Raw genomic sequence first — 14,196 nt, 5'->3', positions numbered from 1 at the left:
TAATCTATCCGTCTATTCAATAAAGGAATAGCTGTTAAAAGTAATTTGCACCATCAACCTTCTTTTATGTTATCAATCATATTTTTCATAAAATATATTATAACATAGCATATCTAAAAATTATCCATATTTAACAAGATGCATAAATTCCTAAAGAGTAAAAACTAATGCCTGGCATTAACACCAGGCATCTATCTATTATTTATAAATTTATCCGTGAATAACTAACGATTTGTTTTTCCACTTACCTTGTTTATATCTTATCACACTTGCAGTAGATGTAATAAGCCAGGTTAATCCCGTAGTCAACCATATGCCCCAAACCCCAAAGGCAGGAACAAAAACCAATGCGCTTGAAAACCCTACCCTTCCAACAACCTCAATAAAGCCGTTAAGCATGGCATAAAAAGCATCTCCTGTACCATTTAGCAGTCCTCTGGTAATATAAATCATTCCAAGAGGAAAATACAAACAGCTGGTAATTCTAATTCCATTAGCTCCTAGAGAAATTACTGCGTTATCCTTAACAAACAGTTCCATAATAGCACGTCCACCAAACTGGGCTGCGAGAAAAGCCGTAAAACTAAATGCTGCTATTATTATTATACTTTTATGATATCCGTTTTTCACTCGTTCAAGTTTACCAGCTCCCATATTCTGTCCTGCAAACGTAGACACGGCAGCACCTAAAGAGTTAAAAGGCTGCTGTATAAGCTGTTCCACTCTTCCTGTTGATGTAAAGGCTGCAACTGCTACCTTCCCATAACCATTTACAACGCTCTGCAGTGCTACTAAAGATACAGCAATCATAGAACTTTGAGCAGCTACAGGAATACCAATTTTTATACATTTTACTATGATCGTACGGTTTACCTTCAAATGTTCCGCTTTTAATTTAAAATAAGGATTCTTAAGCAGTGCAAAAATAATGCATCCCAAAGCAGCTGAGCCCTGAGAAATAACCGTAGCACACCCTGTTCCTGCTACTCCAAGTCCAAATTTAAGAACGAAAATCAAATCCAGAATGACATTAATTCCACAGGATATAATTAAAAAAATCAGTGGTGTCTTGGAATCTCCTAAAGCCCTAAGTATAGCAGATATAGCATTATAAGCTGCCACCGCTATCATACCACCTGATACAATTCTTAAAAACGCTGTAGCATCATCTATAATTTCAGGCGGTGTTTTTAGAAACACTAAAATAGCACGCGCAAAAATTACAGCTAACAAACTCATAATTATGGCTGCTGCACCTATAACATAAATTGAATTGGCAATTGCTCTTTTTACATGTGATTCTTTCTTGGCTCCGAAATACTGTGAAATAATAATGCCTATTCCAACAGACAATCCTGCGCATATAGAAAAGAATAGAAAATTCAAAGAGCCTGTAGCACCTACTGCAGCTAATGCATTAGCACCTATAAACCTTCCCACAACTACGGAATCTATAATATTATAAAACTGTTGAAAAACATTACCGATAAGCATCGGCAGTGAAAATTTTATCAGAAGTGAAACTTCACTCCCTTCTGTCATATCATGTACGTACTTGTTTGACATATCTTACCTCATTTCTTCTAGCTATCTTTTCTGTATGTTCATTTGTTTACTTTGCTATTATCTTTGCATCTATTTATTCACACATATTATATAGATAATTGTACATATTGGATATAATACTATTGTTTTAAAATAGAATAAATCTATTTTATGTATAAGGAAATCTTTCCATCACAAATATTATCGCTGCTGTACAAAATCAATGTATTTATATGGTAAAATATACTTAAAATTTATATTCCAGGGGGTAAAATGCATGCCAGTTAAAAGGCAATCAATCGATGTATCTAAAATAGTATTACTATCTATTTTTTAAATTTAACACAAGTAGTGTTTATAACATTATTCATCTACTATAAATACAAAACCCCCTATAACATTCAAGGCAATTTTATTATTTATGTTATCGCAATAAGTATAGGAATTAACAGCATTATTTCAGGCATAATATTCTATAATCTCTTATTTAAGAAAAGCAGTAATAACTTAATTGACACTATCAAATATCTTGAAGCCTTTAATAAAACCCTGAGATCCCAAAGACATGATTATCTAAATCATATACAAGTCATTTATTCACTGATGGAGCTCGGAGAGTTTGATGAAGCAAGAAACTATATAGAGCCAGTTTACAAGGATATAGTAAAAGTTAGTAAAGCATTAAAAACTTCAGAACCAGCTGTAAACGCATTACTTCAGGCAAAGTTACAAACAGCTGAAAAAGAGGACATAGAAATGGAACTGGAAATAAAAAGTGATTTAAAATCACTTAATATGGAGCCCTGGGAATTTTGCAGAGTTCTTGGCAACATAATAGATAATGCAATTTTTAGTTTAAAGTTGAAGTCCTGCAATAGACACTTGCTGGTTGAATTTGGTGAAGATTTGAAAAACATTAAGGTCAACATATCAAATAATGGGACAAACATTCCTAAAGAAATTATGAGTCGTATATTTAATGTAGGCTTCACTACTAAGGGAGACAAAGGAGAAGGCATGGGACTTGCTATAGTAAAAGAAATAATTGAGAAGTCTCATGGAACAATAACAGTTACATCAAATGAACAAAGGACATCCTTCGAAATAACTATTCCAAAGGATACCTCTAAATGACATTTGGAAAACAAAAGTGTATAATTCAGAAGTTTTATATTAATGTTTTCTATTATAAGGTCTATTATATTTACATAGTAAGGAGGGAGGTATCAAAACATGGGTGTATTTTTGCCGAATATTACGCTGCTGACAATTATATTTCTAGTCATAGGATTCGGATTAGTACTACTAGAAATGCATATTCCAGGCTTTGGAGTTCCAGGAATCATAGGTTGTATATGTTTAATACTAGCAGTTGTACTAACGGCTCAAAACTTTGGTCAGGCATTAGTTATGACATTAGGTATCCTAGCCGTTCTTGGAATAATGTTAGGTGTAGTTTTGACATATTTTGCAAAGGGTAAACTTTTTAAACCGCTTATACTGCCCTATGAACAAAAAAAAGAACATGGATATATCAGCTCGTCAGATTTGGACTATTTACTTGGAAAAAAAGGCATCGTGATAACAGACTTAAGACCAGCTGGTTCAGTAGACATTGACGGAGTTAAATTTGATGTAATTTCTGATGGTGAATATATCTCTAAAGGTACTAATGTTGAGATATTTAAAGTTAGCGGAGTAAAATTACTAGTAAAAAAAGTAAAATTGTGAATTTATAAGTAAAGGAGAAATTATAAATGTATGCTAATTTAATTATAATAGTAGTAGCAGTTGTATGTTTTATTGCTATATTTGCTATGTTCGTTCCATTGGGATTATGGATATCGTCCCTGGCAGCTAATGTTCAAGTGAGTATTTTCAATTTAATAGGTATGCGATTAAGAAGAGTCATACCTTCTAAAATAGTAATTCCACTAATAAAAGCAACAAAAGCTGGTATGGGACTGACAGTTAACCAGTTGGAAGCTCATTATTTAGCTGGTGGTAATGTAGATAATGTGGTAAACGCATTAATTGCTGCCCATAGAGCGGATATAGGCTTGCACTTTGAAAAAGCAGCAGCTATTGATTTAGCTGGTAGAGATGTTTTAGAGGCGGTTAAAATGAGTGTTAACCCACGAGTAATCGAAACTCCAAATGTCTCAGCAGTTGCAAAAGATGGTATAGAACTTCTAGTTAAGGCCAGAGTTACAGTCAGAGCTAACCTAGAAAGACTTGTTGGAGGTGCTGGAGAAGCAACTATTTTAGCCAGAGTTGGTGAAGGTATAGTAACTACTGTTGGTTCATCTACCAGTCATAAAATAGTGCTGGAAAACCCCGATGCCATCTCAAAGACTGTATTAAATAAAGGACTAGATGCTGGCACAGCCTTCGAAATTTTGTCTATAGATATTGCTGATGTTGATGTAGGAAGAAATATAGGTGCTCATTTACAAACTCTGCAGGCTGAAGCTGACAAAAATATTGCTCAAGCTAAGGCTGAGGAAAGAAGAGCTATGGCCGTGGCAAAAGAACAGGAAATGAGAGCTGCTGTTGTAGAATCCGAGGCTGAAGTACCAAAAGCAATGGCTTATGCTCTTAGGGAAGGAAAACTCGGAATAATGGATTACTATGATATGCAAAATGTTATTGCAGATACAAGCATGAGAAGTTCAATTTCAAAAGCAGGAACCAAACCCCAGACATTAACTACTGATAATAAAGAAAAACAAAATCAATAAAACCTCTTGGGAGAGTGAGATTCATGAGAAATAATGATGATCTTAATAAGCAGCAAAATACTTCAGCAAATCCTCAGGGTGTTATAGATTCAATTGCACAGGAACTTACTCCAGTTAGACTGCAGCAGGCAATCATACTTTCAGAAATAGTTAGCAAACCTAAAAGTAAAACCAGAAAAAGAAGACGATATTAAGTATTAGGATTAGGAGATTTTTTCTATGAATATAAAAGTGCTTATAGTGGATGATGAAAAAGGAATGAGAACCGTAATTAGTAAGGTGTTAGAAAAATCCGGCGGTTTTGAGGTTGTTGGTGATACGGATAATGGTGAAGAAGCTATAAGTGTCTTCAAGAAGCACCATCCTGAGGTGGTGTTCTTTGATATTGAAATGCCAGGATGTAACGGGATTGACTGTGCTAAGCTATTGACGGACATAGATCCAAAGACAATTATTATTTTTGCTACGGCTCATCAAGAATATATGTCTGATGCTTTTCAGCTTTATGCTTTCGATTATTTAGTTAAACCCTTCAAAATAGAAAGAATAATGCAGACTCTAGATAGAATTAAAAGAATTAATAGGCCTAGCTTTGAAGACAATATTGATAAAATAATAAAACACGAAAAAGGCCTAGATAGGCTTATGATAAAAAATAAAGAAGGTATAAGTTTTGTGGATACAAAGGAAATTATTTTAGTACAACGTGAAGAAAGTACTACTGTCATATATACAAAGACAGATAGCTTCGTAACCTCAATATCTTTATCAGACATAGAGGAAAAACTTGATAAGTCACAATTTTTTAGGAGCCATAAATCTTATATCATAAATCTATCTTCCATTACAAAAATTTATCCTTATGGGAGATGGACCTACGTAGTTAAGCTTAAAGATACAGAAAAAGACGCTTTGCTTACACATGAAAAGTATGAAGAGATAAAAAAGATTTTTAGCTTATAATAGATGTAGCTGACGCGCCACATCTATTTTTAATATACTTTTTCCTTAATATTGGAGCTCCCTTTGAACATAAAATAATTAATAAATTAGTGATGAAAAATGAGAAACTATAGTAGAATTCTGCATAGCAGAATTTCTTCCTTCACTTTTCTCTTTTCTCTCTACTCTTTACTCTTTACTCTTTTTCTTCCTTCTTCATCCTATAGCCCGTTTCAAAATTAACTATATTCTTTAATGGTTCCTGCTTTTTAAAATGCTCAAGATTCTCAATACTTATATTAACTATTCTCCTCAAAGTTTCTGGGAGATGGTAATATCCTGATATATGTGGAGTAATAACAACTCCCGGTGTATCCCACAACCTGTGTTCGGCAGGTAATGGTTCTTGTTCTGTTACATCAAGACCTGCCCCACTAATGATTCTATTTTCTAGCGCATCACATAAATCCTCACTACAGATCAAACTTCCTCTTCCCACATTAAGAATAACAGCATCTTTCTTCATCAAGTTAAATCTGTCTCTAGTAAATAAATGATAAGTAGTCTTTGTACCTGGAAGGCATAGTGCAACTATATCAGCTTTAGGCAAAAGAGTGTCTAAGGTCTCCATTGTGTACAGTTCATCAACATATTCCGGTTTCTTTCCTTCAGTTCTCTTTATTCCTATTGTATAGCTTCCAAGGGCCTTCATTTTTCTAGCAAAATTTCCTCCAATATCACCAAGTCCTACAACTAGTGTAGTACTTCCCTCAATTGCAGTGACATTTCCTTCATCCTTCCACACATGCTGTTTCTGATTTACATAATATAAATTCAGCTTTTTTTTAATTTCAAGCAGCATTCCTAACATATGTTCAGATATAGCAAGTCCATACGCGCCCGAAGCATTTGTAAGATATGCCCCTTTAGTAATTACGCCTGATTCGCAGTATCCATCTGTACCTGCACTATTTAATTGCAGCCATTTAAGCTTTGTACTTTCTTTTATATATTGAGGCGGAACATTTCCAATAATTATATCTGAACTCTTTACAATATTTTGAGTAATCTCCCCAGGCGTTATAAAAATATACTCAGCCTCTGGCATCTTTGACTCAAGTTGTTCTTTTTCATGTTCGTTAAATGGGATTACAACTAAAATTCTCATCTACTATCACTTCCTTTAAATATTTATTATACTATACAATTACCAATATAAATACCTGAATCTTTCACTTCACATTCGACAAATTTCGTGCTAAAATATCTGTGTTCCATTCTTTTAGTTCAAACATTTCATTAATTATATACAAAATAAAACTGCATTGTTTCGTTTCTATCTTAACTCAAGGGGGAAAAACATGAAAAAACTAATGAATAAGTGGAATCAATTAAGCCTAGTAAAAAGAATTATCATCGGCTTGATTGTAGGTATTATCTTAGCTGTAACGGTTCCAGAGACAGCAAAACCAGTTGTGATTTTGGGTTCTTTATTTGTAGGTGCATTAAAAGCAATTGCACCTGTATTGGTATTCTTCTTAGTTATGTCAGCCATCTCTCAGCATAAGAGCGGACATCAAACCAATATGAGATCAATCATCGTACTTTATCTTCTGGGAACATTCTCAGCTGGATTAGTAGCGGTTATTGTAAGTTTTCTGTTTCCTGTAAGCTTAACGCTATCTATGAGTGCTGAAAACGTAACTCCTCCTAATGGTATCACTGAAGTTCTTAAATCACTGTTATTAAACATAGTCGACAACCCGGTAAAAGCACTTTACAGCGGTAACTATATCGGTATATTGTCTTGGGCAATACTATTCGGCTTTGCATTAAAAAATGCTTCTGACCATACTAAAATGATACTTGCTAATTTTTCAGATGCAGCCTCATTAATAGTTAAATGGATTATAAACTTCGCTCCATTAGGAATAATGAGCCTAGTATTTAACTCTATTGCGACAAACGGATTAGCTTCCTTGCTTAGTTACGGAAAGCTATTAATACTTCTCATTGGTTGTATGCTTTTTGTAGCTCTTGTTGTCAATCCGATTATTGTATATATAAACATTCGCAAAAATCCATTCCCACTGGTATTTAAATGTTTAAAGGAGAGTGGAATTACAGCATTTTTCACTCGAAGTTCAGCCGCCAATATTCCTATAAATATAAGCTTGTGTGAGAGACTAGGCCTTGATAAGGATACTTATTCTGTATCCATTCCATTAGGTGCTACTATTAATATGGCTGGTGCAGCCGTTACTATTTCTGTTTTAACACTTGCGGCAGTTAATGCTCTTGGTATTCATGTGGATATACCTACTGCATTCATTCTCAGCATTCTGTCAGCAGTAGCCGCTTGCGGAGCTTCAGGTGTAGCCGGTGGTTCACTATTATTGATTCCATTAGCCTGCAGCCTTTTTGGAATTTCGAACAATATAGCTATGCAAGTAGTTGGCGTTGGTTTTATTATAGGTGTTCTGCAAGATTCCTTTGAAACTGCAATTAATTCATCAACAGATGTACTTTTCACAGCAACTGCTGAATTCGCTCAGCGCCGTAAAGAAGGAAAAGAAATTATTATCAATAATTAGCTGAACTTTATATATTGATTCTTCATAACTCATAAAACTATTCTTTTTAATAAAAAACCGGCGCTAAGCCGGTTTCTTTATCAAAAGAGTAGTTACTAAAAAAGGAAGTGATAAAATTAAAACTTATATACTGAAAAGTTTCGATATTCTCATCAAGGTTAACCTTCTTCGTACATATGGACTCAATGTTAGTGTCAATTCTTTAATATCGGGCAAATTCAATTCCTGCATAGAAGTTATACAATCCGTTCTATTTAACTTTTCTTCCATTTCATCTGATCCTGGTAATTTTCTAAGTTCCGCAGCAATAGCTGGTAACTGGTTTTTCAATCTACTCAGATTAATAGATTTTAATAAATTATCACCATTTTCCTCAAGAATGCCCTCATATAAACCTTTTTTTCCAAAAGATTCTTTAAGTAGTGCTGTCTCAAATTCAGCGTTATCTATTATCTTGCATTTTCCGCTTTCAATAGCCTTTAATATCTGTCCATACTTTTCCAAACACATAATCAGGCCTACTGATACTTTTTCACCGTGAAGCGCATCAATAGGTTCATTAATTACGCTCATCTCCCACAGATGAGAAATATGATGCTCTGCGCCAGATGCTGGTCTTGAATTTCCTATCATCTGCATTGCTAAACCAGAAAGAAGCAGTGCATACATAAGTTTTTCCATACATTCTTCATTTCCTGACTTTATCTCCCCTAATATACTCTCCACTTCTCTAACCGCTTCTATTTCTAAATCATAGATTCTAGAGCAAAAATATTCACCAGTAATCATATGTGATATTTTCCAATCAGTTAAAGCTGTATATTTTCCCATTAAATCTGATATTCCAGATGCAGTCAATCTATATGGAGCTTTACTGAAAATATTAGTATCCGCTAGCACAAAAATTGGTGCTTTAGCAGGGAAAGTCTTTTTCAATCCATTCCATGTCATAGCCGCAACAGTAGAAACGAACCCATCAACACTTGCAGCTGTAGGCATAGATATAAAAGGAATTCCTTTTTGAAACGCAACATATCTAGTCAAATCATGAATTGTTCCTGAACCCACAGCAATAAAAATATCTGCTTCATCATTTAACCTTTCAGATAAACGGGCAACATTCTGATTATCTGCATGTATTCCTTCTCCTGATAATTCAACAACTTCATTCTCTTTAAAGTATTTATTTAGAGCTTCCTCTGAGGCTTTTTTAGTTTTTGAATCACAAATAAAAACAGGATGTTTATACGACTGCAAAAGTTCACCCAAATATCTGCAGGCATTTGGCTCAATATAGATACCTTCCACAGATATAGAATGAGTGTGTCCGCAGCTGCATTTTCCTAGAAAACGATCTAATTCTATCTGCATACTTTCTCCCCCTAACGTAGATTCAAAAGATCAGTTATCTCATTGATAGCTGCATAGCAGTTTTCAACGCTTCCAAAACCGTATTTTGCATATACAAATGGAACCTTTGCAAGTAAAGTAGCCTCATAATCTCCTTGAGTATCTCCAACGTATATAGTATCTTTTAAATTATTTCTATCTATAACAAGCCTAATATTTTCTCCTTTACCTTTACCTGTATTTCCAAAGCATTCATAGTCTGTAATATACTTTTCGATTTCCGCCTTCTTCATAAATAATTCAATATATCCTGATTGGCAGTTGCTTACAATAAACAAATGACATTTTTCTGAAAGTTTCTGTATAGTTTCTTTTACATTAGGAAACAACAAATTATCAGTGTTTTCTCTCAAGGCATCATGTTCATATTCACAGCATCGTTGCATTATTAAGTTTCTTTTTTCTTCGCTGGCATCATTGAACAGATTATTTGCTATTGTATCCATTGTCTTACCAAATTCTTTTTTTAACATAAAAGAGGTTACGTTTGTCGATGTTCCACCGATTTCTGCTATTGCCTTATTCCAAGCTTTAGCTACAACCTCCGTTGTATCCCATAAGGTGCCGTCTACGTCAAATATTATGTTCTTTATAATGAAAATCTCCTTTCTAATTGCTATTTATGAGAGTATAATATTAAATAATGCTCATATAGTCAATAGCTGGCGTTGATTATGAAAAATAATCAGATATGAGCACATCACAGATGAAAAGGAGCATTGTTCATGAGCAATATTCAGAGAGAGAATGAAATAATGAAACTTTTAAAGGAAACTTCATATGCCACCGTAGAATATTTATCACAAAAGCTCTTTATCAGTCCTTCAAGCATTCGAAGAGATTTAACGAATCTGGAAAATCGAGGATTAGTTAAAAGAACTCATGGCGGAGTATCTCTACTTTCTGCTCAACCTGGCATGGCGCCCTTTTCCATTCGACTTCAAGAAAATAGACGTGAGAAAGTTGCTATAGTAAGAACTGCATCAAACCTCATAAAACATGGCACTTCTATTTTTATTGATAGCTCAACGACAGCAATAAATTTTTCAACCTTTCTAACTTCTGATATGAATCTTACTGTTTTTACAAACAATATTAGTTTAGCACATCTCCTTGCTTCTAAACATATATCAGTATATTGTATAGGTGGTCTGGTTTCTGATTGTAATGATGTAATTACAACTGGTTCCTTTGCTCTTGAAATGCTGGATAATATATATACAGATATGTTCTTTTTCACATCTTCTGCTCTGTCAAAAGAGGGTATTATTACTGATACAAATGAAAATGAGACAACCATTCGAAAAAAAATGTTGTCCCATTCAAAAGAAAAAGTATTTTTATGTCCTTATAATCGCTTTTCCTCAACTGCTCCTTACAGGGTAGCAAACATTTCGGATGTTAACTATATAGTCTCAGAGAAGAAGCTTCCTGACTCTTTTACTGGTAAATTCAATCATATATCTTATTTATATTAAATTTATCCTAGTTTAAATATTAATATATTTTACAATATTTCTAATACTTCTACTTTGTATTGTCCACTTGGTGCATTGACTTCAACTATATCGCCAACTTTTTTACCGTTTAAGGCTTTTCCCAAATCCGATTCTATACTTATGCACATATTTTCTGGATCTGAATCCATAGTAGTTGCTAATGAAATAACATCTTCATATTCATCTTCAATAAATTTGATTCTAGCTTTACTATTAACTCCTAATGCCGACTTGTCTATATTTTCATCTTCTATTACAGTTGCAGTTGAAATCATATTTAATAAATATTGTATTCTATTATCATTTTCTCTATAGTTAGCACAAGCTTCTTTATATTCTGCATTTTCTGACCTGTCACCATGTGCAGCAGCAATCATTTTTTCTTTTGCTATTTCTGCTCTCTTTACAGTCATTCTATATTCTAATTCTTCTTTTAACTTATTTATATTTTCTTCTGTCAGTCTGTTATTCATATATGTCTAAACCTCCATCAGATATATTATACTAATATTATATAGCATTCAGAAAAAAAATAAAGTTTCTTTATTCAACATCTTTACTTGAGAATTAGAATTTGCATAGCCTTTCTGTTTTCTAAATAAACACCAGCTCATCGCATAAAACTTATTTACTGTATTCTTCTACTGTCTGCAATATCTTTTCACTATACTCACAAACTAAACACTGAATTTTATCCAGTGTACCTTTATCAATTATATAATAATCTCCTATATACGCAATATCTACGAATCCAACAACTAAATTGTTATGCAGCACTGGGAATAAATATATGCTATATATATTTAGTATTTGGAACTCTTTTTGAGGCACTTCTAGTGCATGAGTATTTTCTACTGCAACATATTTTTTGTTTTTTACTAAATCTACAAGAACAGGTGATTTTGCTATTATAGTAGGGTAATCTTCCTGATGAAACTTCTTCCACTCAGCTAAACTAAATAACTCAGAATCTGCTTTATAAAAAGCAAATGCCTGAACTTCATCTTTTACAGTAAGATATGCAAATTCATCTACTTTAATTATTTCTTTTAACCTTTCTTTCAGCTCACTAAATACTTTCATATTATTTTCCTTCTATCTTTTAAAATTAGTTTACTTTTTTTATTCTATCTGTATCTATGAACACTTCGGTACCGTCTGTAACAACTTCAACAACCAGCGGAGACTTTCTATCTACAAACAAATGTTTTATACTATCTATTTCATCCACAGAATTGATTACTACACTATCAACTCCCATAGCTTGTGCAATTGAGGCTATATTACTTCTTTTAAATTCAACTTTTCCCTTACACTGTCTGCCCATAAATACTCTCGAACCATTTCTTACAAGTCCAAGCATTGCATTGTTTATGATGAAGTATATTATCGGCATGTTATACTCTCTAGCAGTAAGTATTTCTGCACCATTCATATAAAAGCTTCCATCCCCTGCCACTACTGCACACGTCTTACTAGTATCTGCTAAATATGCACCCATTGCTCCTGCAATTCCAGTTCCCATGCACGCATAATTCATACTTGTCAAATAATCTATTCCATTAGTAACCGGCATATATTTAAATATGTAATTAAAGAAATCTCCCATATCACCTATTATACAAGTATCTTTAGGAAGAATTTCCGGCATTTTCTCAAAAAATAACCTTAAAGATATTCCAGTGTGATTTTTAACATATGGTTTGTTTTCTATTGGCTTTTTAAACACACATTCTTTTGCTGCAATGCTTTCATGGAGGATTGGCATTGCTTTTTTAAGATCATAATATACAGATATATCCTCATTAAATACTTTATTAAATTCCTGTCTATCCCAATCAATTCTTATAACCTTCTTATTTCTAACAAGCACATCATTAAAATCTCTTGTAGCTGTTTGTCCTAATGAAGAGCCTAAAATTAACAAACAATCTATTTGCCCTTTTTCTATATATTCAACTGCTCCATCTGCTGAACAAAACCCGTAATTTCCTATATAATAATCAAAGTCGGTATTAATAACCCCTTTTGCATTAGGTGTCGAGATAATAGGCCATTTTAATTTTCTACTTAACCTTTTTATTTCTTCTCCGAGTCCCCTTGCTCCTTTTCCTACTAAAATAATTCCATGTTTAACACTATTAATCTCTTTTATAGCTTCATGCAACATTTCATCATCACATTCAATTGATTGAATATGTATTTTTTGATTATTAATTCTCCCATTAAATTCTGCTAATTGCACATCAAAAGGTATTGAAATTAAAACAGGTCCGCAAGGCGGCGTCATAGCAATTTTAATAGCTTTTTCAATTTCAGAAACTGCCTCGTCCTCATTCAATATATTTTTAGCATATTTTGTTATAGAACTTACCATTTTTTCATTGTCTAATTCCTGTATGGCACCCTTGCCATTAAAAGCTCTCTTCGTATCACCGCATATGATAAGCATAGGTACTTTGTTTCTTTTAGCGTCATTTATCCCGTTTATAGCATTACTTACTCCTACTCCACCTGCTAAAAGACATACCCCTATTTTTTTAGATAGATCAGCGTACTTAGAAGCAGAATATGAAGCACCTGCCTCATTTTTAGTAATTATATATTCTATGTCACTATCATTCAACGCATCATTAATTCCTGCAAACGTACTTGCAGGTATACCAAATATATATTTAACACCATTAATTTCCAATAATTTTACTATTACATCGGATATTCTCAATATTTCCATCTCCCTTTATGTTCTATATCATATAATATAATTTATTTTGAACTTTCTATAATGTTATCTAAGAATACTTTTGAATTAAAGTAAATGTTTAACTATTTTTAGTAAAAAAAGAATATCTCTTAATGAGATATTCTCTTTTTACTATTAATGACCTACAGACTTTAACCATGCGTCTGCTTCTTTTTCATCTGTAAATGCATTAGGCGGTACAGGCGTATTTCTGCCAGTTCTATTCATTTGCATTTTGACAACAGCACTCTCAACAATAAGAGCTGCATGTTCTAATCCATGATCAATACAATATTGAAGATGAGTGTTCATTTCATCTACAATGTTAGACAATTGATAATTTCTCATATCACAATATTTAGCCCATTTCTTTCCACCCAACGCAGGTATTACTTTTTCCTTGTAATCCTTGTCCATTCTTTGTAAAGCTTCAATTGTGAATAGGCCCTTAAAATGGTTCTCATACACTATTCTTCTTTCCAAATCAACCTTAATCTCATATAAACCTTGAGGATCTTTAATTTCCATCATTTTGACGACCACCTTTACTTTATGTATTTTTTGAATATCAATTGTATGATATGTCATGTCATAATTATACATGATTTTTTAAATAATTCCAATTATCCCATGTAATTTTATTATTTTTATTGATTATTAAGCTTTTTATAGGTTTATTATCATAACATGTAATTTTTTGTCACACATGCATATTTTGATAT

The 14,196-nt window shown here is 33.1% G+C and carries 15 protein-coding genes; 7 read left to right on the top strand and 8 right to left on the bottom strand.

The window, feature by feature from the left end:
* Nucleotides 1-210 precede the first annotated feature (210 nt).
* Entirely contained in the window at nucleotides 211-1,566 is a 1,356-nt protein-coding gene (locus CLORY_RS03290) for an MATE family efflux transporter (protein ID WP_079422098.1), read from the bottom strand.
* Between the two features lie 330 nt (nucleotides 1,567-1,896).
* On the opposite strand from CLORY_RS03290, the gene CLORY_RS03285 reads away from it, so the two are divergent.
* The 5 genes from CLORY_RS03285 (at nucleotide 1,897) to CLORY_RS03270 (ending at nucleotide 5,249) form a co-directional block, all read left to right on the top strand.
* Nucleotides 1,897-2,679, top strand: a complete 783-nt coding sequence (locus tag CLORY_RS03285; protein ID WP_423236514.1) for a sensor histidine kinase — start codon at nucleotides 1,897-1,899, stop codon at nucleotides 2,677-2,679.
* Nucleotides 2,680-2,778: 99 nt separating this feature from the next.
* The gene (locus tag CLORY_RS03280; RefSeq protein ID WP_079422097.1) at nucleotides 2,779-3,276 is read left to right on the top strand and encodes an NfeD family protein; all 498 of its coding nucleotides are present in this window, start codon (nucleotides 2,779-2,781) and stop codon (nucleotides 3,274-3,276) included.
* A gap of 26 nt (nucleotides 3,277-3,302) precedes the next feature.
* Nucleotides 3,303-4,286, top strand: coding sequence for a flotillin-like protein FloA (gene floA / locus CLORY_RS03275; RefSeq protein ID WP_079422096.1), 984 nt, complete (start codon nucleotides 3,303-3,305; stop codon nucleotides 4,284-4,286).
* Between the two features lie 23 nt (nucleotides 4,287-4,309).
* On the top strand, nucleotides 4,310-4,480 hold the full coding sequence (locus tag CLORY_RS23185) for a hypothetical protein (RefSeq protein ID WP_169911503.1): 171 nt from the start codon (nucleotides 4,310-4,312) through the stop codon (nucleotides 4,478-4,480).
* Nucleotides 4,481-4,505: 25 nt separating this feature from the next.
* Nucleotides 4,506-5,249 carry a LytR/AlgR family response regulator transcription factor gene (locus CLORY_RS03270; protein ID WP_079422095.1) on the top strand — a complete coding sequence of 248 codons (744 nt, stop codon included), beginning with the start codon at nucleotides 4,506-4,508 and terminating at the stop codon, nucleotides 5,247-5,249.
* Nucleotides 5,250-5,424: 175 nt separating this feature from the next.
* Here CLORY_RS03270 and CLORY_RS03265 read toward each other — a convergent pair whose 3' ends face one another.
* A complete protein-coding gene (locus CLORY_RS03265; RefSeq protein WP_079422094.1) occupies nucleotides 5,425-6,396 on the bottom strand; it encodes a D-2-hydroxyacid dehydrogenase in 972 nt (323 codons plus the stop codon).
* Nucleotides 6,397-6,589: 193 nt separating this feature from the next.
* On the opposite strand from CLORY_RS03265, the gene sstT reads away from it, so the two are divergent.
* Nucleotides 6,590-7,822: a serine/threonine transporter SstT gene (sstT, locus tag CLORY_RS03260; protein ID WP_079422093.1), complete on the top strand. Its 1,233-nt coding sequence runs from the start codon at nucleotides 6,590-6,592 to the stop codon at nucleotides 7,820-7,822.
* Nucleotides 7,823-7,945: 123 nt separating this feature from the next.
* Here the strand turns inward: sstT and CLORY_RS03255 are convergent, their stop codons facing one another.
* Complete coding sequence (locus tag CLORY_RS03255; RefSeq protein WP_079422092.1) at nucleotides 7,946-9,193, bottom strand: sn-glycerol-1-phosphate dehydrogenase; 1,248 nt, start codon at nucleotides 9,191-9,193, stop codon at nucleotides 7,946-7,948.
* Between the two features lie 11 nt (nucleotides 9,194-9,204).
* Nucleotides 9,205-9,813 carry an HAD family hydrolase gene (locus tag CLORY_RS03250; protein WP_341456629.1) on the bottom strand — a complete coding sequence of 203 codons (609 nt, stop codon included), beginning with the start codon at nucleotides 9,811-9,813 and terminating at the stop codon, nucleotides 9,205-9,207.
* Nucleotides 9,814-9,957: 144 nt separating this feature from the next.
* Between CLORY_RS03250 and CLORY_RS03245 the strand changes: the two genes are divergently transcribed.
* Complete coding sequence (locus tag CLORY_RS03245) at nucleotides 9,958-10,710, top strand: DeoR/GlpR family DNA-binding transcription regulator (RefSeq protein ID WP_079422090.1); 753 nt, start codon at nucleotides 9,958-9,960, stop codon at nucleotides 10,708-10,710.
* A gap of 29 nt (nucleotides 10,711-10,739) precedes the next feature.
* Here CLORY_RS03245 and CLORY_RS03240 read toward each other — a convergent pair whose 3' ends face one another.
* The 4 genes from CLORY_RS03240 to CLORY_RS03225 form a co-directional block, all read right to left on the bottom strand.
* The gene (locus CLORY_RS03240; protein WP_079422088.1) at nucleotides 10,740-11,204 is read right to left on the bottom strand and encodes a GreA/GreB family elongation factor; all 465 of its coding nucleotides are present in this window, start codon (nucleotides 11,202-11,204) and stop codon (nucleotides 10,740-10,742) included.
* Nucleotides 11,205-11,355: 151 nt separating this feature from the next.
* Nucleotides 11,356-11,814 (bottom strand): hypothetical protein, encoded by a 459-nt coding sequence (locus CLORY_RS03235; protein ID WP_079422087.1) that lies wholly within the window; start codon nucleotides 11,812-11,814, stop codon nucleotides 11,356-11,358.
* A gap of 25 nt (nucleotides 11,815-11,839) precedes the next feature.
* Nucleotides 11,840-13,456, bottom strand: coding sequence for a thiamine pyrophosphate-binding protein (locus tag CLORY_RS03230; RefSeq protein ID WP_169911509.1), 1,617 nt, complete (start codon nucleotides 13,454-13,456; stop codon nucleotides 11,840-11,842).
* A 153-nt stretch (nucleotides 13,457-13,609) separates the two neighbouring features.
* On the bottom strand, nucleotides 13,610-14,005 hold the full coding sequence (locus CLORY_RS03225) for a hypothetical protein (protein ID WP_079422084.1): 396 nt from the start codon (nucleotides 14,003-14,005) through the stop codon (nucleotides 13,610-13,612).
* Nucleotides 14,006-14,196 lie beyond the last annotated feature (191 nt).

The sequence above is a fragment of the Clostridium oryzae genome (genome assembly GCF_002029235.1).
GTDB lineage: Bacteria > Bacillota > Clostridia > Clostridiales > Clostridiaceae > Clostridium_AE > Clostridium_AE oryzae.
Note: the sequence above shows the minus strand (reverse complement) of the source record. Positions and strands in the feature narration are given on the sequence as shown.